This window comes from Mucilaginibacter sp. L3T2-6, from assembly GCF_030519355.1.
In the GTDB taxonomy this organism is placed as follows: domain Bacteria; phylum Bacteroidota; class Bacteroidia; order Sphingobacteriales; family Sphingobacteriaceae; genus Mucilaginibacter.
This window is the reverse complement of record NZ_JAUMKC010000015.1, coordinates 109,919-129,968: the sequence shown is the minus strand read 5'-3', so window position 1 is coordinate 129,968 and position 20,050 is coordinate 109,919. Positions and strand designations below refer to the sequence as shown.

Sequence of the window (20,050 nt, the reverse complement as noted above, 5' to 3'; positions counted from 1 at the left end):
TATTAATTGAAAAATTATAAGTTGTAAGCTGGCCTTTCTGTAGTTGTATAATGGAAATTATTGTTTGCTGAAGTTATCTCTGAACCGTAATCCGGTCGCGCATAATGATACAAGAAAAGGAAAGAAAGCAAAAGGGACGATAAATAAATACACTCACCGAAACCGAGCACCCCTATTACAAGTAAGCAATATATTGCTAGCTCTGGATTAATGTAATTCCGAAAGAACTTATAGCTCCGGTAAAAAAGAAATCCCAGGCCTAACAGGCCAAACTGCGCGCAAAAAGCGAAAATTCCGTTAGATATGCTGATGTTATGTAATAAAGAAACGGTGTCTTTATAAGAATTTGAAATACCAAAAATTAATTTGTAGCCGAATGAGTCGATCAGAAAAAGCATACTGCCAAACCTGTTGAGGGGCATTACCCGGCCCATTTCTATATAAGTTACACTAAGGGTTTTAATGTTTTTGATATCTAGCATATCCTTATGATAGGTATCTATTATCTTGTCAAACAGGAAGGGGAGAGAAATAGCTGCAATGCATAAAAATGGTGCGATAAAAACCAGCAGCGTAGAAAATTTGACACCCCTGGCCCGGCAATACATCAAAATCATTATAGCAAATGCTATATAAGTAGTTGTTGACAGTGTGGTAATAATGGCAATTGTTACCAGCTTTGCCCTTGTATCATATTTAAAGCTATTGGTAAGCCAATGCAGCATCAGAGATATGTTCAAGAAAAAGCCAAATGCTCCAGGTTCCCAAGAAAACCCGGAATTACGTATGGTATGCACTTTAACATAAGTAAACACCAGCATATTTACATACCCGTCAAAGTGTGGGTAGGGTAAGTTCATTGCCTTGCCTATGGAGTAAACCATATCTCCCGATATAAGCTGCAGACAATAAAATGGCAACGATAATATTGCCAGGTCGATCATTACTTTCGTGACATAGGGAACAGCCTTTTCTTTTAAAACAGCACAAAATAAAAAGCTGGGCAGCAGAAATTTAAATAAGAAAATGACATCATTAAGCCAAAAATGCAGAGGTAACTGTGTTAAGAACAGCGATCGAAAAGTACAAAAAGCGATATATATCACGGCAAACTTACCGAAGAGCAGTGCATCGCTTTTATAAATGCGCCTTTTCTCAAGACCCACCCATAATATAATAGCACTCACAAAAAACCAGCAAATATTAACATCATCAAAAAAGGTGGCTTTTCCGGCAAGCAACACGAAAAGGAAAGTTATAAAATAATACATCCTAACTTGTTGGGCGTTTATAATAGTTCTCGTATTTGAAGCCCTCGCCATCGCGGCCGTCTGCCAGGCCGTTGAAAACAATTTTCATGTTGGGCAGGCTTTCATCTGCATTGAGCTTGTGTATAAAAGGTAAAAGCGAATTTGATGTATGGTTAAACCGGGTAACATATAAGGTAAGGTCGCAATGATTTGCAATAATAAATGCGTCGTTAATTGCGTGGACTGGGGGGGTATCAAATAAAATATAGTCGTACTTTGTTTTAAGTTCACTGACCATATTCCCAAATCTGTCCTGGTCTAACAATTCAGAAAAATTATCAACAAATGCACCGCTACCGATAATATTCAAGTTAGGATAAAGGGCCGTCTCCTGCACCACACCGGCTAATCGGTTTTGGCCATTCAGATAATCTGTTATTCCTGACGAAGCCGGAAGTCCGAATACTTTAGAGACGGCAGGTTTATAAATATCCATCTCAACCAGCAGCGTTTTCTTTCCGGTACTGGCCAGTGCCACGGCAAGGTTGGTGCTAATCATGCTTTTACCCTCATTTGCCACACTCGATGTCAGCAAAATAGCGAACCCCTGGTTGTCCGGAGAATTTTTTGCCAAATTTACCTGAGTGCGCAGGTGTCTAAACTGTTCAATCAACGGAAAGCTTTCTGGGTTATCCCGGTTTGCAAACGCAATCTCCGACGGCAACTTTATATAGCTAATTTCAGCAATTACAGGCAGCCCTGTATTCAGTTCTATACTTTTGCGGGTAGTAACGCTGTTTTTTATCAAATCCCGGCCGTAAATAAATCCCGCCGGAAAAATTAATCCCAGCAACAAGGCGGCGCCAAACGGTATAAGCTTTTTCGACGCTTTCATTGGCAAGATATGGGCGGCATCAACTAACCGCACTGCCGAAGCCGACGATGCGTAGGACAGAGAAATAGCTTCACGCTGCTGCAGTAAATAGTCATATAAGGACGACTTGGTAGATTGCTGACGGCTCATGCCCGTTAATTGATGTTCTTGCAAAGGCACGCTTTTTATCGCCGACTGAATAGATGACTTGTACGATTCAACCGACTTTTGCATAGTACTTAGTGAAGATTTAATTCCTGAAATGCCGTCTTTAATCTCCTGTTTTAAGAGTCCAATTTGCCTGTTTATAGGGTCGAAGGCTGGATTCTTTTCAGGAAGTGTAGCCAGTAGCCTGTTTCTTTCCAATTCTACGTCCGATAGCTTTTGAACCAACTCCGACAAATGTTGATCTGTTATTCCTACAGTAGATGGGATAGTACTATTGTTGCCCGGTTCATTCAAATAATTTTCAAGCTTGTTAATTACGCTTAACTGCGTGTTGATTTCGTTAAGTTTTTCGCCATTTGTCTGCATGCCCTGAAGATACATTTGTGATTGGGCGTTAATATCCGTAAGGCCATTTGCGCTTCGAAATCCTTCAATATTACTTTCAGCATGATTAAGTTGTCCGGATAGCGAAGCCAGCCTGTTGTCAATAAAATCCAGTGTGCTTTTAGTGATTTTACCTTTCTCGGCAAGATCCGCCTTCTTATAAAAAAATATAAGATAATTAATAAAGTCCTGGGACTTTTTGATATTAGGGTCGCTTAACGAAATATTGATAACGGTGGCTGGTTTTTCCTGGGGTTCAATTTTCAGGCGATTTTGGTAACCCAATACTGTCGCTTCCGGATCTGTAACGTCTATTTCGATTTCATCACCAATGTAATGCGCCAGATCAGCATTTGCAGAAATCGTCCAACGGCACCCCATATTATCTATAGTATCGCCGAAGCGGCGCTTTATGGTTTTGCCTTTAGCTTCTAACAGTACATAAGATCCGGTATCTGCTATCCGAAGGTTAATTTTTTGCGAAGCAATTGGAGTGCTGACCTCAATCAAATTAATCCTTACAGGGCTTTTGCTGTACAGATCCTGATCTTTTATTATGCCGCCTTTCAACTTGTAGTCAGCCCAAAGTTGAAAATAGTTCACAACATCTTTTATCAATTGATTAGATCGTAATACTTCAATTTCGTTTTCAACTACTTTTGGAGCGTTAACCTGTTCAAGCGCCTGAAAATCAACTAGTGAAGACTTTTGTTCATTTGGCTGTGTGCCATGGTCTTCAATCATCAGCGTTGCTAAAACTTCAGAAGGCGGAGCGAAATATTTTGTATAAAAAATGGCAATTGCAAAGGCTATCGCTAATGACACAAGAAAGAACGGCCAGTAGCTGGCATATTTTATTAAAAGCGCCCGTATATTTATCGGCTCGTCGTTGGCCGCCGGTTTTGCTACACCAATATTTCCAGACTGCTTATTGTTCATGATTTGTGAGTTGGAAGAATTAAAAGATCGGAAACTATTTATGGTAAACAAAGAAGGCAGATGCTAATATGGCCAGTACCGCTACGGCCGATGAAATAACGAAGGTGTTAGTTTTGTAACTTCTGGCAACAGTATCATACTTCGTCTTGTCAGCGTCTACATAAATAACATCGTTATTATGCAGGTAATAATAAGGTGAGTTGAAAACATCTTTTTTCGTAAGGTCGATTGTAACATATTTGCGCTGTCCATTCTCCTCCCGAACCAACAATACATTTGTACGTTTAGCGGTGATTGTCAGATCGCCCGCCAAACTTAAGGCCTCGTTTATATTAATGTGTTCGTTTTGTATGGTGTAACTGTCAGGCTTCAATACATCTCCTAAAACGGATATTTTAAAATTGAGTACCCGTACATTTACTATCGGGCTTTTAAGATAGTCTTGCAGTTTTGCCGTTAGTTCTTTAGCTACGTCATCTGTGGTTGAGCCGCCAACATGCAGCGTGCCTACTAAGGGTAACTGTACCTGACCCGCCCGGTCAACTCTAAACCCATATATCGGGTTTGTAGCGCTGGCATCAAGGCTGTTTCCATTTACGCGATTTATACTGGTGTTGAATACAGACGAAGACTCGGGGTTCAAGCTGTTGACGTTGATTCCGAGTAAGTCACCGGGCTGAATTTTTAGAGGCTGATAATTTGCAATGGGTTCGGTAGTTACGCCCCGGTTAATATCCTGGTAATAAGAAACTTGTTTATATCCTTTGTCTTTATAAAGGCCACAAGATGAAATAAATGATGCTAAAACAATTAGGGTAAGTAGCGGAAAAATCTTTTTCATAGGATTATATACTTGTCTGACTTTGCTTTTGACGTATAACAGTGTTTTATTTCTTATCAGTCAGGGATTTATTTTCATTACATATTAGTTTACTTGACAAACAAAGGATGTGCCACCCACTAGCTTAACGGTATTGATATAACTTAATAACAACATAGCAGCCAGGTATTATAATATTTACCTGCTTATGCTAAAAGATGTTTGCATTTTTGATGTCATACCGTATTCAATACTATACGTATCGGTATTCCGGATTATTCGTCCGGAAGCTGTTTAAACATAAAGACATACTGTTCAGCAGTTGTGAATCCCGACTTCTCGTAAAAATTCAGTGCTGGCATATATTTGTTGGTCATCAGAACAAGTGATGTGATCTGATTGGCCAACGCATATTGATTAAAGTGTGCCAGCATTTGCCTGCCATACCCCATCTTTTGTTTTTCACGCGAAACAAAAAACTCGTCGATCATAAACTGTTTATTAGTCCACCAGGTTTTACTATGTGCAAATATGGCAGCTGCCACCGCAGCCCCATCATATAAAGCAAAGCCAAAAAATTGCTTACAATTCATATATTCCTGCAAGTACTCTATGGCTTTTTCGAAAGTCCAGTGATAGTTCCAAGGCGGGCAATTATAGGCCTTTATGAAAGCTGAAACACAGTCTTCAACGTTTTCCGCTGTAATCGGTACAATCATGGTATCGTTATCATTTATAGTTGTTACCGGTATAGTTATTCCCATATCAATTACGCGTTAATATGACCATTGTTAAATATTTTTATTTCCTGACCCGAACCATCATACTTGTCTAATGTTTTTTCAAGTATACCGGCAAATTGCTCTACATGCGGTGTTAACAGCATTGAAAGGTGGTCGCCCGGCACTTCAAAAAGTTCAACGCCATTTTTAGCATAATTTTTCCAGCCCAGAAAAGCAGCATCATCAACATAGTGAACGCATACTTTTGCTTTAAACAAAAAAACTTTATTGTTGAAAGGCTCCATTTTATAATTGCGGAACGCAATCAAATGCTTTTCTTTTATTTTTTTTATCAACTGAAAAAAGCTTTTTGAATCTTTTCTATACAGGTAATTTGATAGAAAGCTAGCCGGATGGCTTGTAAACTGCCTTTTCAAAGTGAGAACGGGATGCTTTAAAATTGACTTAAGGAAAGCTAAAAAAATCGGGAAATTCCTTTTTACCTTTTTTGAGAAGATATAATACCAATCTTTATATTCTGTTTTTTCAGCATCAGTGTCAAACATCATTAGCATTTGAATGGTTTTGCCCATGGCCTTCATCTGCTTTTCAATCTCAACAGCTACATAGCCCCCAAATGAATAGCCCGCGATTAAATAAGGACCAACGGGATTATGTTGTAAAATTTCGCCCATGTAGTATGCTGCAATTTGTTGTATCGATTCCTCAGGGGCGTCTTCGCCGTTTAACGCCCGGGCCTGCAGTCCAAATATTGGCCGTTCCTCGTCCATATATTCAGCCAGTGTGCTAAAATTAAGCACGTTTAAACCTTCCCCATGAATGATGTACAATGGCGTTTTACTTCCCGATGGCTTAATGGCGACCAGGGATTTATAGTTAACATCCTTTTTTTCAATTTCTATAAAAGCAGCTAACGAGCGTATATCCGGGTGCTTAAAAAGAACGGCCAATTGCAGCTTTTTCCCTATTCTTTTCTCAATTTTTGACAGGATTTGAACCGCCATCAGCGAGTGTCCCCCTAACGCGAAAAAATTATCATCTATACTGCATTCGCTGATACCTATGCAATCTTTCCAAATGGCTGTCAGCATTTTTTCCGTTTCCGTAACAGGCTCTATAATAATTTTTCTCGAGTGTTGTACTTCCTCGTGCTCGGGCAGTGCATTTCTGTCTATTTTGCCATTTGAATTTAAAGGCAAACTTTCCAGCGGCACCCACATGCCGGGTATCATATATTCGGGCAACTTCGTCTTTAGAAAATCCTCGATCGCATCCTTATCAAATCTTCCGTTAGACACAATATAAGCTATCAGCCTTTTACTGCCATCACTCCCTTCTTTGGCTAGTACAACCGCATTGTAAACGGCCTCGCAGCTATTCAAAACGCTTTCAATTTCGCCCAGTTCAACTCTGAATCCGTTTATTTTAACCTGGTTGTCCTTCCGTCCAAGAAATTCCATGTTATAATCCGGCATCATCCGGCCCAAATCACCGGTACGATACATCATACCTCCGGAGTCTTTGTTAAATGGATCAGGTACAAATGAAGCCTTAGTTTTCTCCGGATCATTTGCATAACCCCGCGCAACGCCAACGCCCCCAATATACAAGTGGCCTGTTTCTCCCATCGGAACTGGCATCAAATGGTCATCCAGTATATAAAAGAAATTATTGTTTATAGGGCGGCCGTACGGTATGCTTTTCCACTCAGGTTTAGTCTGTTCTACCACAAAATAATTTGACCAGATAGTTGCCTCCGTTGCGCCGCCAAGACTAACAACTTTAGCCCCCGGAAAAAACTTTTTGATGCGCGAGGGCAGACTTACTGGTATCCAGTCGCCACTCATAAAAATCGTTTTCAACCCGCTGTACCGGTACCCTTTTCTATCTTGCTCCAGATTTCTGACCAAATAATCTAATGTTGTAGGTACAGAATCCCAAAATGTGATATTGTACCGGATAAGCATATCCTGTAGTAGCCTTACATCTTGTATCTCGGCATTTTCCGCTATAACCACTTTACCTCCTGCCGCCAGCATGCCGAATATATCATATACCGACAGGTCAAAACACATGGAAGTGATAAACAACAGACTGTCTTTGGGGCCAATGCCGAAACGATCGTTAACCCAGGAAATTAAATTTATAGCAGAATGATGCTCAATCATTACCCCTTTAGGCCGGCCTGTAGAACCTGAAGTATAAATAGTGTAAGCCAGGTTCGAGCTATCGATAGCAAGATCTGGATTGGTATTTTTGAAGACTATTTTTTTGCTGTCTTCAATCTGCAGGAACCTTTCAGGGTTAATTACATTTTGTAACGGGTAACTATCGTCTGCTACCACCAGCGTCAATTCTGACTGGCTGAGGATATATTCCTGCCTGTCCAAAGGATAGTCCGGATCGATAGGTACGTACGCGCCGCCGGCTTTTAAAATGCCAAGCATTCCGATTACCATATCGAAATCTCTTGACACAAGCAAACCTGCATTTGTACCCGGAGTTAATCCTTTCGCCATAAGAAAATGCGCCAAACGGTTTGATGCCTGGTTTAGTTCCTCATAGGTTAATATCCGCTCGCCTTTCTGCAAAGCAATTGCATCCGGCGAAATAACTACCTGTTCTTCAAATGGCGCAAAAATTGTTTTTTCTTTTGCATACGGAACAATCGTGTTGTTGAAGTAATTTGCGAGTTCATCATCAGTAGTAGTAGTGTTTAAGGTAGCGGTTAACATGCGTGTAAATAATAATGTACTAATTGCAGAAGGATGTTTTTGAGGGTCTGTTTTTAACTACTCGTATTGATTTTTAATAAGAAAGCCCGAATCTTTTAACAATTTTTCTCTTTCAAACAGCTCAACATCCGCATTCACCATTTCATTTACTAAGCCTTTCAAATCATACTTGGGTTTCCAGCCTAATTTTTGCTGACATTTTGTAGGATCGCCTATCAAAAGGTCAACCTCTGTCGGGCGGAAATACTTACTGTCTACACAAACTACCTCTGTGCCTTCAGGCAGCAAATAATCAGGATTGCTGCAATAACTTATATATCCCTTTTCGGCTAATCCTTCACCTTTGAATTCAATAGCGATTCCCAGTACCTCAAACGCCAACTTTACAAATTCCCTTACGGTAGTTGTAATACCTGTTGCAATAACAAAATCCTCCGGCTTATCCTGCTGCAATATTAAATGCATAGCTTCCACGTAGTCTTTAGCATGGCCCCAGTCGCGTTTGGCATCCAGGTTGCCCAGGTAAAGCTTATCTTGTAAGCCCATTGCTATTTTGGCTGCGCCCCGCGTGATTTTTCGGGTGACGAATGTTTCTCCGCGTAGCGGGCTTTCGTGGTTAAACAAAATACCGTTACATGCAAACAGACCATAGGCTTCCCTGTAATTTACAGTGATCCAATAACCATAAAGTTTTGCTACCGCATATGGCGATCGGGGATAAAATGGTGTTGTTTCGCTTTGTGGAACAGCTTGCACCAGGCCGTAAAGTTCAGAAGTAGATGCCTGGTATATTTTTGTTTTTTTGGCCAAGCCCAGAATCCTCACCGCTTCGAGAATACGCAGCGTACCCACACCATCTACGTTCGCTGTGTATTCGGGGGTATCGAAACTCACTTTAACATGAGACATTGCCCCCAAATTATATATTTCATCAGGCTGCACTTGTTGTACTATTCTTATAAGATTGGTGGAATCGGATAAGTCCCCAAAATGCAAAATGAAATTCCGGTTCAACTCATGCGGGTCTTCGTATAAGTGGTCAATCCTGTCGGTATTAAATAGGGAACTTCGTCTTTTTACGCCGTGTACTATGTACCCTTTTTGCAGTAGGTATTCAGCCAAATAGGCGCCGTCCTGCCCGGTAATACCTGTGATTAATGCTACTTTGCTCATTTTTAATTGATGTAATTTTTTTTTCGATGAAATAAATTTGTTTACAGATAAGACATATACCTGAATAATTAAGTAATTGTTTTAACGGCGACTAAATAATATTATGAAAGTCAGCCGGAATTATTCGTGACGTAAGGTGTTGGATAGAGTTACAGTCTGCTATTAAAATGCATTCTCGTCGCCAACCAGCGTTTTAAATGCCGTGAGGTAGATGATTTTAATGTCAAGCCATAAATTCCAATTCTCGGCGTACCACAAATCATATTCAACACGTTTTTTTAGTTGCTCTGCCTCTTTAATCTCGCCCCTGTACCCATTTACCTGCGCCCAGCCGGTAATTCCTGGTTTTGTGTAATGACGGAGCATGTAGTTATCAAAGAGTTGTGAATATTCCAGTGTGTGTTTTAACATGTGCGGGCGAGAACCAACTACCGACATATCGCCAGCCAATACATTCAGAAATTGGGGCAACTCATCAAGGTTTGTTTTCCGCAGGAAAGCGCCAAGCTTTGTGATTCTTTTGTCGCCGCGGGTAACCTGTAGGCTATCTGCATCTGAATTTACTTTCAGCGTCCTTAATTTCAGTACTTTAAAGGGAATATTGTTTTTTCCGGATCGAAGCTGCGTAAAAAACACCGGTCCTTTTGAGTCGAGCTTGATCAATATCGCAAGAATCGGGAGAAGCCAGGAAAGTATAAATATGGTCACCAGGCTGGAAAATATTATGTCGAATAATCGTTTTGCGATTTGACCGGACACATCAGCTAATGGCTCATTTCTCAAAGATATTACGGGGGTGTCCTCGATAAATTCGACCCGGCCGGCATGTCCGGCAAATTCAGTCAAATCGGGTACAAATTTGAACCGTATAAAAGACCTTTCAGCGGTTTCGGCAAGTTGGTAGAGCGCAGGATGTGCCGTTGGCGATAACGTGGAATAAATTTCGTTGATTTTGTTATCAATTGCATACTTTACACAATCATTGATCGTACCCAGTAGCGGTATGCTTTGATTTTGACCGCAGGTTTCACCGAAAATGCCGGCAATAACGGTTGAACCGTGATTTTCTCTGAAATACTCAATAAGTCTCGTTACATTTTTATTGGAGCCTATAAATGCTATCTTCTTCTTGTATTCACTGGTGTTTAAAAGATAGTTCATAAACAAGATATATGATAAGCGACTTATGAACAGAAATGAGGCAAGGCCAAGTTGATCGAAAATGATGTAAGTATTTGTGAATTTATGCAGCGCGAAATAAGCAAAGATGATGAGAAAGCAGTTGTAAAAAATAAAGGCGCCCATAGTTTTTGTGGCCAGTCGCCGAAAGTTTGATAGCTTATTGTTCTGATACATTGAAGATGAATAAGAACAGACCATCCATACCAGGTTGGACGAGATACAAAATATTGTAAATAGGTAAAAATCTGTAGTTTGCTTGTTTAAGTGAAATAGCAGAGCGAGATTTATGATATTTAATGCGACAAGGTCTGCAAGTGCTAAAAAGGATTTTTGCAAACTTTTATTTTTCGGATTCATGACAGTATAGTCTAAGACTTTTTGAACTAAATATTTACCATAATTTTTAATATTAGACGATTCCCGGCAGCTTATTTCGTCTCTTCGCTATATGCCAGCGGCAAATCATTTAAGTCAGCTGTAAGTTTTTCTTTCACTAATGCCCATACGAAAATAGGCCCGTAATAAACATATCTTACCCACATTCGCCTGGGTTCTTTACATAAGCGGATAAACCATTCAAGCCCAAGATTAATCCAGAACTGAGACGGCCTTTTAATCGTTCCAGCGAAAAAATCGAACACTGCACCGATAGCGCAAATAATTTTTGCATCTATTTCGTTTTTATGCGCCATTATCCATTTTTCTTGTTTGGGAGCAGTCATACCCACAAACAATACGTCTGGTTTAAATGAGTTTATTGCCGAAATCATTTCGCTGTTTTCTTCATCACTGAATTCAGCTTTATAACTTGGAGAAAACGTTTCAAAGATGATATTGGGGTATTCGGCGGTAAGCCTGTTTTTTATTTTGCTCAAAGTATTTTCGTTTGACCCCAGATAGAAACATCTTCCGTTTTGGGCGTTCATCCGTTTCAAAAGATTCTCATGAAGCTCTGTACCTGATATTTTTTTCAAATTGTAGCCAGTAATACTTTTCACCGCTGCTACGATCCCGATGCCATCAGGTAAAAGGATATCAGAGCTTTTAAGCGCTTTCTTGAAAGTGTCATCGCGTTCTGCGACACAGAAAGAGTACTGGTTAATGGTATTAATAACTGTTTTACCGGACTCTGGTATGCCATTTAAGTTGCCGCTAAATAAGTTATAACCCATAAAGGAGTTTGGTTGATAATACATGGTAGCTATGGTAGATTACGTTGTTTAATTTCAGTGTAATTAATTTCTATTTTATCTTATGGTAACCTCCTGATTACACTTTTTGCAGTCTTATCTTGTATTAAAATAAATTTAATTTATTAAATAGAAATTTATATTCTTTAATATTAATTTATTTATAAAAAATCAATTACAGAACGCAGGTCTACAAAAGACGTTCCACAAAATTCGAGAGTGATCCGAAGTGGTTTTGATGAGCAGAAGCAGCCGGAATTATATAAGGAAGGGGGGGCTTTTCAACACCGGAATGTTATGAAGGGAATATAACGATGCGAAGATAAGACGTCGATGCACAGCGGTTATGCGTCCGTTACCTTGTAGTGGTCAGGTATTGAAAAAAAAGCTTATAAGGAAATGAATTTCAATGGAAAGCGTGGCTGTTGGCCAATAAAGGCTATTGATCCCAATGGGCAGGCGGATCAAGGTGAAGCATTAAAATAAACCAGGATACGGCTAAAACCGACAACGTGATGACCGGATACCGCAGAAAAACAATTATGAAAGCGATGATCAGCATGGCGGCTACCAGCACTTTAAAAATAATTTTCAACATTAAAATTTTGCTCATATAAATTGGGTCTATGTTATACGGAGACTAAAGTATAAATGTTCAAAAAACCGGAAATGGTGACCATTATTTAATACTAATGAAAATGAATAATTTTAAAATTAATTTAAATTTAAATATATTATTTCAATTTCATGAAATTTAATTATTCGACGAAAGTTTAGAAGGGAAGAGGCCATCTTCGGGTTAAGGATAAAAGGCGGCGTGAAGAATGGCTGTTGAGTGCCGTTGCTTTCAAGATGGTGTACTCATTATATATAGCCTTTCATATGTATAATTACCCGGTAGTATAAGCACGCTTTGCATAATACGACACGTTAGCTAGGGCTGATTGCAAATATAGTTTTTACACCAAAAGGGTAATTTATATGTGAGGTGGAGGTTTTCAGGTTAATGTTTATGAAAAAGAAGCCGGGCATGCGCCCGGCTTCCTGATTATCTGCTTATTTATACGTTTACCTGCGGATGCAGAAAGGAATCAAATAGATACGATACTTGTTGGCAATACCGACTCATCAATGTTGGATTCCCAATCATTAGTACTCCAGCCAGATGGTATGGATTGACCATCTGCCAGCCAGTTAGGGTTTTTATTGTTACTCTTGTTGGTAAAATTAACTTTGTTACCGCTTATTACGCTGCTTGAAACGGCAGCACCGTTTTGACCCCAGACAAAGATGCCCACATTAGTGAACGACTGCTGTTTTCCATAAACGGTGTTATTGGTAAGCGACATATGGTTGCCGCCAATTATTGCCAGGCCAAATTGCCCCGGGTCGGCAAGCACATTATTGGTGGCCAGTTGGTATGATCCGCCGTTATTTCCCAGGCAAATACCACCGCCAGAACTGTTTGGTCCGCCTCCTCTTATCCAGTTTCCATCTATAGTTATTGGATTAGCAGATGTACCGTTACTGCTAACCAAGTCAATTTCGTTTTGCGAATCACTGCTGCCTAGAATATTCTGAAGTTTATTGTAACTGATATTATTGTTACTGCCATTTACTTTTACAAATTGAACAAACGCCCCGCCGGAAACTGAACCCTGCATGTTCAGCATTTGGTTAGAATAAATACTGATACCGCCAGATGGACAATTTTTGGCTACTATTCCGGCAGCAACGTTGAAAATATTGTTTTTTTCGATCGTTACATTAGTGCAGTTATCCAGCTCGATGCCTACGTTGGTTGAATTTTTAAGGTTACAAAGTGTTATGTAAACATTGGTGCAATTTGCTAATTTGATACAAGGAGAACTGCCTCCGCTGATGGTCAATCCTTTTATGGTAACATTGTTTTTGCCGGTCATCACGATTGGCGCCGAAGTTGTGCCTGTGGACGCTTGTTGTGTGTTTGATACTGTCCCGCTGCTGCTGGCTTGCAAGGGCGATGTAGCTGCGGATGACGATATCAGGTTAGAGGGCAATATGGCAGAGCTAATGTTTGCCCCCCACGAATTGTTCCCCCATCCGGCAGGTGTTGGATTTCCTGAAGCTATCCAATTGTCATTTTGGGAATTCGCAGAATTTTTAAAATTTATTTTGTTTCCGCTGACGGTTGCATTTGTAACTTTCGACCCGGCTTGTCCCCAAACTACAACACCTACGTTGGTAAAGTATTGCGCTTTGGCGTAAACTGTGTTGTTTATAAAAGAAATATGATCGCCACCGGAAATTGATAGCCCCATTTGTCCGGGATCAACCATAATATTGCCCGATGCAACCTGATATGAACCTCCGGTGTCGCCTAACTGGATACCGCCACTGGCCGAATTGGGGCCGCCACCCTTAATCCAGTTACCAACAACCTGGATAGGGCTAGACGGCGTGCCGTTTGACATATACAGATTTATTGCTTCCTGGCTGGAGCTTTGCCCCAATATGTTTTGGAGTTTATTGTATTTAATTTCATTACCCGCGCCTTTTACGTTATTAAATTGTACAAATTGCCCGCGGGGAAAAGGGCCCTGCATGTTCAACATTTGGTTATTGTCTACAACGGTTCCTCCCCCTGTCGGGTGATCCACATATACGCCGGTTGATACATTAGCGATATAATTATAGTCTACTGTAATGTTGTAGCAATGATACAGATGAATACCTACCTCGGTAGAATTGGTTAAAGAGTTTTGAGTAATGTGTACGTTGTAGCAATTGCTCAAGGTGATAGCCGGAACTGACCCGCCTGTTATTGCTTTACCACTGATGGTAATGTCATGCACACCGTCTAGATTAATCACCTTCGATTGCGTGTAAGACGTTGCATTAAAAGACTGGGTCATTGAGGGAAACTGGATGGACTTAAGCGAATTGGATTGAGGATTAGATTTAGGTTCAATCTGGTTTTTGGAGCAGGAATAGGTGGCTAAAACCGCAACAAATAGAAACACGCATTTTCTTCTCATAAATTACATTTAAGTTTATCAAAAATTTATCGATACAAATGTAATTTAAAATTGTTTTATTTCTCTAAAATTATTTTTTTTATTTTCAAGAGAAACTAAGGTAATATAAATTAACTTAATATTAAGCACTTGCCTTAAAAGAGGAAAGTTAAGATAAATTGTCCTGAGGATACTTATAAGATGCGCATAAAAATACAAGTGCGGAGTTAGTATGAGTTAATAACAGAAGATGTGTTATAAAAAATTATTTCCTTCAGGAAGATAATATTTACATTGCTTTCAAAAGGGGCAGTGTGCTTACCCCGGTATGCGTCCCCAAAACTGGAAAGTTTTGATAGTAAGTGTAATATCGATTATCTAATATATTGAGGTCATTTAATGCAGCTGAGAAGTAATTTGTTATATCCGGTTCAATGCAAAAGTTAGTCCGGCTAAAAAAAGGAAAAATATCGTGTTTGCTCGTCCTTATTTTAATTATTGCGGGGAGTGTCTTCTTTTTTTTACCTGACGCAAATAGATTCTGCAAGCAAATAGATTTCGAAAAAAAAGGTAGGGTGCCTCTTATATCCGACCGGCCAACCTACGCCGCTACTCATCATAATCCCCGCCACAAATCGAAAGTAATTCGCCTTTATGGGGCACACGATCTCACTATAGCTAATCAAAACATTGCCGGCGGACGGGTTTCATGTATTGTATTGTATAATTGTTACAATATTAAGATTTTACATAACAAACTCACTTCTTCTTCGGAAACTGGTATTAGTTTATATGGCTGTTATAATATTGATATCCGATTCAATTATTTTGCTAATGTAAGCACAGGAGTGTATGCTGTGGATATACGGCGTGGAAGAATCGTAGTTAACAATAATTCCTTCCTTAACATGCAAGGCCCTTATCCGCGGGGGCAATGCGTCCAGTTTGACAAAGTAAACGGAGCCGGCAATGAAATTTGCTTCAATAAATGTGAAAATATAGCAGGAAAAAGTAACCCCGAGGATGCTATTAGTCTTTATAAAAGTAATGGTACCGCCGAAAGTGCTATTATGGTAGAAGGTAATCGCATAAGAGGCGGCGGACCAAGCAAGAGCGGTGGTGGAATAATGCTGGGCGACAGCGGAGGTTCTTATCAAATTGCATTAAAAAATATTCTTGTCGACCCGGGGCAGTACGGGATCGCTATTTCCGGCGGCGATAGAAACGCAGTCGTGGGGAATTATATATTCGGCCGGCCGCAGCGATTTACCAATGTTGGTATATATGTAGCCGGTTACAACGGCGCAAAGTGCACAAATAGTACTGTAGAACATAATAAGGTTAATTATTTTAATAATCAACAAAAACCCAATCACTCCTGGATTGGGCCAAACACATCCATGCCCTCTGGCTGGGAAACTAATATCTGGGGTGCCCCTATAGGTCCGGATGTATTTTCCAAAGTAAAATAAATAATTAAAATTTTTTCTTAAAAATTACCAGAAATAACTGGCAAGAAAATTGCAATGTCCTGTAATTTATCTTTTTTGTATGATAATTAAGACATTGTATTTTTTTTGTGACGAAGTTTTTATGAGTTTAAGGAAAATTTATTTCTTTGATAATCAAGTATTTATAACATTAAAATGAAAAAAGTTAAAAAATTTGAAATTTTATTAACTTTTGGCATGGCGAAAACGTAGAAGGTTCAATATATTCGTTAAACTAATTGATTTAAACATGAACCCAAAAAATCCATGCTGGCACCGCTTTGTGCCCTTTGTAATCATTTTTGTTACAATTTTTATGTTCTCTTGTAAAAAAGAGGACGCGGTGATTCCACAAAGTTCACCTGCTGCTATTTCTGTTACCGAAAACACACCAAACATGTCGGCCTCGTTGGCAACCAGCAGCACAGTGGCCCAAACTTATGTATCGTCGCCGGTCATTTCGCTTAGCAATGCTAGCAACATAACAATAAGCGGTAAAGCAATAGCGGGTGGTACTAAAGCGGCAATTACGTTGACTAATTGCCATGATGTACATATCACGAATTGTAAACTATATAACTCCACCAATGTTGGCATCTATCTCTACAATTGTTATAATATCACGATAAATGGAAATTACCTGACCAATGTTAGCACCGGTATTTATGTAGATCATGCTGCAAAAGGCGGCATCATAGTGAACGGCAATCAGTTTTTAAATATGAAGGGTCCGTTTCCCCGCGGTCAATTCGTGCAATTCAATAATGTAAAGGGCGCTAATAATCAAATAAACAGCAACCAATGCGAAAATATATTAGGTCAGAGCAACCCTGAAGACGCGATAAGTTTGTACCAGTCTTATGGTACCTCCGCTTGTCCCATCTCAATAAGGGGTAATCAGATACGTGGCGGCGGGCCTAGCAATAGCGGTGGTGGCATTATGCTTGGTGATAGTGGTGGCGCCTACCAGATAGCCGACGGTAATACACTTGTTAACGCCGGGCAGTACGGCATTGCTATTTCCGGAGGTAGCCACAATTCCATAACAAACAACCTGATATATAGCGTCTCGCAGTCATTTACAAACGTTGGCTTATATGTAGCGTCCTTCAGCGGTATATTAATATCAGGCGCCCAGGTGGCTGGCAACAGGGTGAAATTCTATAATTCTTCCGGCATTGCCAACGGCGTGTGGCTTGCAGATGGTTTACTTGCACCTGCGGGGTGGAGTACAAATAACTGGAATGCTAATATAGATAGCTCGATTTTACCTGCTGTTTTAATCACAAAAAAATAATCTGTCACCAGATAGGGGTTTTAAAAAGGGAGGCCGGAAGGCTTCCCTTTTGTGCTTAGTCGTTTCTCTATTTAGAAAATGGTTTAATTTAAAAACAAATTAATCTACCCGGGGTTTTAAAGTGCAACTGAGATAGAGCAAATTTTTTCCGCGACGTATTACGCACAGCTATGACAATTTTTAATACCAAAGCCATATTAAAGGAGAAACGCCGGGTATGGATTGATACTGACAAAGGTATCAGCATATTACTAGTGGGTTTTGGTCATTGTCTTCTGGTAATGCAAAATCACGGGCTTGCCTTAAATTCTTACCCCTTGGTCAATTACATCAGCGTGTTTTTGTATGGTTTCAGGATGCCGTTATTTTTTATAATATCCGGAATTTTTATCTCGGGCAGCTTAAAACGAAAGGGACTGATTGGTTATGCATCGTACCGTGCAGACACGATATTATACCCATTATTAATATGGGGATTTATCGAGGTTTCATTCCAGTTGCTGGCCGGCCGGTTTACAAATAATACTGTTAGCCCCTTAAACTATGTTAACCTGCTTATTGATGCCCGAAAGACGGGGCATTTCTGGTATCTAAACGCCCTGTTTTTTATTGGTATTATTTACGCTGTATGTAAGGCCTATTTAAAAATGAAACCAGGACAACAGCTTGCGTTGGGCGGCTTGCTTTATGTTATATCATCCTATATTCACATCAACAACCTTTATGCCGGCTCTTTAACGGATATTTTTGAATATTATTTATTTTTCGCAATCGGAGATGTCATTACTAACGTCGTGTTAAGCGAAAAGAATTTTAATCGTTTTGCATCGTTCAAAATATTTTTTCCGTTGTTAGCCGTGTTTTTGCTACTGCAATACCGGTTTACGTTTTACAATTTGCATGGAGGCGCCGAAGGCATAAATTATGTGGAACATAAGATGCCATTTTTCTTTTTGCTGGAAGCTCTTGTAGGGTGCACTATATCAATGAATTTTTCATTCCTTCTGCAGAAATACAACGCGCTGCGTTTTCTGCGCGTTATTGGCTTTCACTCATTGTATATTTATTGTCTTCAAATTATTGTGATGACGATTGCCAGGATCTTTCTTTTAAACATATTAAATATCACCTACGTGCCGGTTTTAATTGGAGTTATTTGGTCGGCCGGCATATTTATCCCGATGGTCTTCTATAACTTTTGCATGAAATACGGAATGTGGTGGCTGTTTACCTTTCGCAAGCCCAAAAAACAAGAACAGCTGTCAGACGTTAACAATGCTGTAACAGCAGACGGCACACCCAAAATAGTTACTATCTAACCATTTGTTACGCCTTGTTTAAGCGTATGCAGTTCTTCATAAAGCCGGATAATATATTCCTGTAGTTTATTAATCTTTGCATCCTGGGCCTCCACAATTTCCTTCGTTTTCTTTAACTCATCTACGTACTCCTTCGCGGGGCTGGAATTGTCGGATAATAAATCAGTCATCCCGACGCCAAAAATATTTGCTATTTCTCTTAACCTCGAAATATTTATATCTGTAATATCCGACTCAATTTTGGAAAATGCGGGTACAGAAATGTTCAATTTTTTTGCAACATCACTCTGAAGCCAATCTTTTTGCTGGCGCAGTGCTTTAATTCTTTTTCCGATTGAATCCATGCTAGTACTTGCATTCCCCATAGGAATGCTACTGTTGTTTGCCGTAAATAATTTAATTAAAAGACGTTACCAATTAATTACACTCTCAAATATACAGAAAAAAATGTTTTTAATTATACCTGATGGAGTAATGACGAAATAATCTTTACATGCATTTTACGAAAAAACTTTTCATTTGGTTGCGTAAATATGGTTCAAAAGGGCATCAAAAGTTCGACTGAATAAACGGTGTCGTGTTACGAAACTTGTCACTCATGTTATGTATGAATTCTTTATTATCAAATTAATTTCTTATATAAAATATTTTATTATTTAATATAAAACAATTTTACTTTATTGATATTTTATACATACCAAGCGATTGGTCGTAATTATGTACAACCTTATTAAAAAAACGTCATGAACGCGCTCTTTCACCGGTTAATCATTAGCAAGTATGTAGCAGTTTTCCTTATTATATTTTTCAATGCCCACGGCTTGTCCTCGGCTCAAAAAGCAAAAATTGGAACGTTAGGGTTTCTTAATGCTACCAACGGTATTAACGGTATATATTTAGGTGCGGATATCAAAAACTTAAACTATTCTCAAATAAGTTATTTGGATGGAGATGACAGGTTTGATGCGGATAGTTGCCTAAAGTTTGCGATTAGCGATAGTGCCGCTTTAAGAATTGATAAAAACGTTAGTCTGGATATGATAGGTATACGGACTTATAATAGTAAGATTGTAAATATTTATCTTTTTTTTCGCAAAGCAGATGCGTATGTCGTTCTTAATAAATTTTTATCGATATATGGAGTATTCACCTCTAAACCCGTTGAATATTCAAATATTTATGTTTGGGATTCAGCCGCGGTGAATTTGTCCTTGATGTATAGAGCTGATCTTGATGATGGGGTGGCCATATTTACATACAACCCGCTTGTACGTCACCTTGTTGAAGTTAAAGAAATGGCTGCGGGCCAACACCGCAAACAATACAATGAACAGGGAAATGCGGCTGTACTATTATCATCAACAAAGCCTTAGATATATATTTTTTACAGCGATCGGGCTTTCAAAAATAAGAACGGTGCTATCCATTACGTACGAGAATGTCACCGTCCTTATCTCCCGTGTTGAAAGGTGAAGCGCACCTATTGATCG

General features: G+C 39.4%; 15 protein-coding genes. 4 read left to right on the top strand and 11 right to left on the bottom strand.

All coding sequences use genetic code 11. The annotated features are described in order from the left end of the window. Positions 1 to 14 precede the first annotated feature (14 nt). The 10 genes from Q3W13_RS16880 to Q3W13_RS16835 all read right to left on the bottom strand — a co-directional run bounded on the left by Q3W13_RS16880 (position 15) and on the right by Q3W13_RS16835 (position 14,475). Positions 15 to 1,271 (bottom strand): hypothetical protein, encoded by a 1,257-nt coding sequence (locus Q3W13_RS16880; protein ID WP_302865736.1) that lies wholly within the window; start codon positions 1,269 to 1,271, stop codon positions 15 to 17. A 1-nt stretch (position 1,272) separates the two neighbouring features. Further along, positions 1,273 to 3,615, bottom strand: coding sequence for a GumC family protein (locus tag Q3W13_RS16875; protein WP_302865735.1), 2,343 nt, complete (start codon positions 3,613 to 3,615; stop codon positions 1,273 to 1,275). Positions 3,616 to 3,649: 34 nt separating this feature from the next. Then, positions 3,650 to 4,456 carry a polysaccharide biosynthesis/export family protein gene (locus tag Q3W13_RS16870; protein WP_302865733.1) on the bottom strand — a complete coding sequence of 269 codons (807 nt, stop codon included), beginning with the start codon at positions 4,454 to 4,456 and terminating at the stop codon, positions 3,650 to 3,652. Between the two features lie 254 nt (positions 4,457 to 4,710). Next, positions 4,711 to 5,199: a GNAT family N-acetyltransferase gene (locus Q3W13_RS16865; RefSeq protein ID WP_302865731.1), complete on the bottom strand. Its 489-nt coding sequence runs from the start codon at positions 5,197 to 5,199 to the stop codon at positions 4,711 to 4,713. Between the two features lie 5 nt (positions 5,200 to 5,204). Beyond that, positions 5,205 to 7,913 (bottom strand): amino acid adenylation domain-containing protein, encoded by a 2,709-nt coding sequence (locus Q3W13_RS16860; protein ID WP_302865728.1) that lies wholly within the window; start codon positions 7,911 to 7,913, stop codon positions 5,205 to 5,207. Positions 7,914 to 7,970: 57 nt separating this feature from the next. Next, positions 7,971 to 9,086 carry a GDP-mannose 4,6-dehydratase gene (gene gmd, locus Q3W13_RS16855; RefSeq protein WP_302865726.1) on the bottom strand — a complete coding sequence of 372 codons (1,116 nt, stop codon included), beginning with the start codon at positions 9,084 to 9,086 and terminating at the stop codon, positions 7,971 to 7,973. Positions 9,087 to 9,248: 162 nt separating this feature from the next. Further along, a complete protein-coding gene (locus Q3W13_RS16850; RefSeq protein ID WP_302865724.1) occupies positions 9,249 to 10,625 on the bottom strand; it encodes an undecaprenyl-phosphate glucose phosphotransferase in 1,377 nt (458 codons plus the stop codon). Positions 10,626 to 10,696: 71 nt separating this feature from the next. Further along, on the bottom strand, positions 10,697 to 11,440 hold the full coding sequence (locus tag Q3W13_RS16845; protein ID WP_302865722.1) for a WecB/TagA/CpsF family glycosyltransferase: 744 nt from the start codon (positions 11,438 to 11,440) through the stop codon (positions 10,697 to 10,699). A 457-nt stretch (positions 11,441 to 11,897) separates the two neighbouring features. Next, the gene (locus Q3W13_RS16840) at positions 11,898 to 12,071 is read right to left on the bottom strand and encodes a hypothetical protein (protein ID WP_302865719.1); all 174 of its coding nucleotides are present in this window, start codon (positions 12,069 to 12,071) and stop codon (positions 11,898 to 11,900) included. Positions 12,072 to 12,549: 478 nt separating this feature from the next. Next, positions 12,550 to 14,475, bottom strand: coding sequence for a right-handed parallel beta-helix repeat-containing protein (locus Q3W13_RS16835; RefSeq protein WP_302865718.1), 1,926 nt, complete (start codon positions 14,473 to 14,475; stop codon positions 12,550 to 12,552). Positions 14,476 to 14,888: 413 nt separating this feature from the next. Here Q3W13_RS16835 and Q3W13_RS16830 point away from each other — a divergent pair, with 413 nt between their 5' ends. The 3 genes from Q3W13_RS16830 (at position 14,889) to Q3W13_RS16820 (ending at position 18,560) form a co-directional block, all read left to right on the top strand. Continuing rightward, the gene (locus Q3W13_RS16830) at positions 14,889 to 15,926 is read left to right on the top strand and encodes a right-handed parallel beta-helix repeat-containing protein (protein WP_302865717.1); all 1,038 of its coding nucleotides are present in this window, start codon (positions 14,889 to 14,891) and stop codon (positions 15,924 to 15,926) included. A gap of 268 nt (positions 15,927 to 16,194) precedes the next feature. Continuing rightward, positions 16,195 to 17,241: a right-handed parallel beta-helix repeat-containing protein gene (locus Q3W13_RS16825; protein ID WP_302865716.1), complete on the top strand. Its 1,047-nt coding sequence runs from the start codon at positions 16,195 to 16,197 to the stop codon at positions 17,239 to 17,241. 170 nt (positions 17,242 to 17,411) lie between these two features. Further along, the gene (locus tag Q3W13_RS16820; RefSeq protein ID WP_302865714.1) at positions 17,412 to 18,560 is read left to right on the top strand and encodes an acyltransferase family protein; all 1,149 of its coding nucleotides are present in this window, start codon (positions 17,412 to 17,414) and stop codon (positions 18,558 to 18,560) included. Here the strand turns inward: Q3W13_RS16820 and Q3W13_RS16815 are convergent. Beyond that, positions 18,557 to 18,904 carry a helix-turn-helix domain-containing protein gene (locus Q3W13_RS16815; protein ID WP_302865712.1) on the bottom strand — a complete coding sequence of 116 codons (348 nt, stop codon included), beginning with the start codon at positions 18,902 to 18,904 and terminating at the stop codon, positions 18,557 to 18,559. The genes Q3W13_RS16820 and Q3W13_RS16815 overlap by 4 nt on opposite strands. Positions 18,905 to 19,303: 399 nt before the next feature. Here Q3W13_RS16815 and Q3W13_RS16810 point away from each other — a divergent pair, with 399 nt between their 5' ends. Continuing rightward, positions 19,304 to 19,933: a hypothetical protein gene (locus Q3W13_RS16810; RefSeq protein ID WP_302865710.1), complete on the top strand. Its 630-nt coding sequence runs from the start codon at positions 19,304 to 19,306 to the stop codon at positions 19,931 to 19,933. Positions 19,934 to 20,050: the final 117 nt, after the last annotated feature.

Coding starts and splice junctions, on each gene's coding strand:
- Q3W13_RS16880 (WP_302865736.1), bottom strand. CDS start 1,271: ATGTATTATTTTATAACTTTCCTTTTCGTGTTGCTTGCCGGAAAAGCC.
- Q3W13_RS16875 (WP_302865735.1), bottom strand. CDS start 3,615: ATGAACAATAAGCAGTCTGGAAATATTGGTGTAGCAAAACCGGCGGCC.
- Q3W13_RS16870 (WP_302865733.1), bottom strand. CDS start 4,456: ATGAAAAAGATTTTTCCGCTACTTACCCTAATTGTTTTAGCATCATTT.
- Q3W13_RS16865 (WP_302865731.1), bottom strand. CDS start 5,199: ATGGGAATAACTATACCGGTAACAACTATAAATGATAACGATACCATG.
- Q3W13_RS16860 (WP_302865728.1), bottom strand. CDS start 7,913: ATGTTAACCGCTACCTTAAACACTACTACTACTGATGATGAACTCGCA.
- gmd (WP_302865726.1), bottom strand. CDS start 9,086: ATGAGCAAAGTAGCATTAATCACAGGTATTACCGGGCAGGACGGCGCC.
- Q3W13_RS16850 (WP_302865724.1), bottom strand. CDS start 10,625: ATGAATCCGAAAAATAAAAGTTTGCAAAAATCCTTTTTAGCACTTGCA.
- Q3W13_RS16845 (WP_302865722.1), bottom strand. CDS start 11,440: ATGGGTTATAACTTATTTAGCGGCAACTTAAATGGCATACCAGAGTCC.
- Q3W13_RS16840 (WP_302865719.1), bottom strand. CDS start 12,071: ATGAGCAAAATTTTAATGTTGAAAATTATTTTTAAAGTGCTGGTAGCC.
- Q3W13_RS16835 (WP_302865718.1), bottom strand. CDS start 14,475: ATGAGAAGAAAATGCGTGTTTCTATTTGTTGCGGTTTTAGCCACCTAT.
- Q3W13_RS16830 (WP_302865717.1), top strand. CDS start 14,889: ATGCAAAAGTTAGTCCGGCTAAAAAAAGGAAAAATATCGTGTTTGCTC.
- Q3W13_RS16825 (WP_302865716.1), top strand. CDS start 16,195: ATGAACCCAAAAAATCCATGCTGGCACCGCTTTGTGCCCTTTGTAATC.
- Q3W13_RS16820 (WP_302865714.1), top strand. CDS start 17,412: ATGACAATTTTTAATACCAAAGCCATATTAAAGGAGAAACGCCGGGTA.
- Q3W13_RS16815 (WP_302865712.1), bottom strand. CDS start 18,904: ATGGATTCAATCGGAAAAAGAATTAAAGCACTGCGCCAGCAAAAAGAT.
- Q3W13_RS16810 (WP_302865710.1), top strand. CDS start 19,304: ATGAACGCGCTCTTTCACCGGTTAATCATTAGCAAGTATGTAGCAGTT.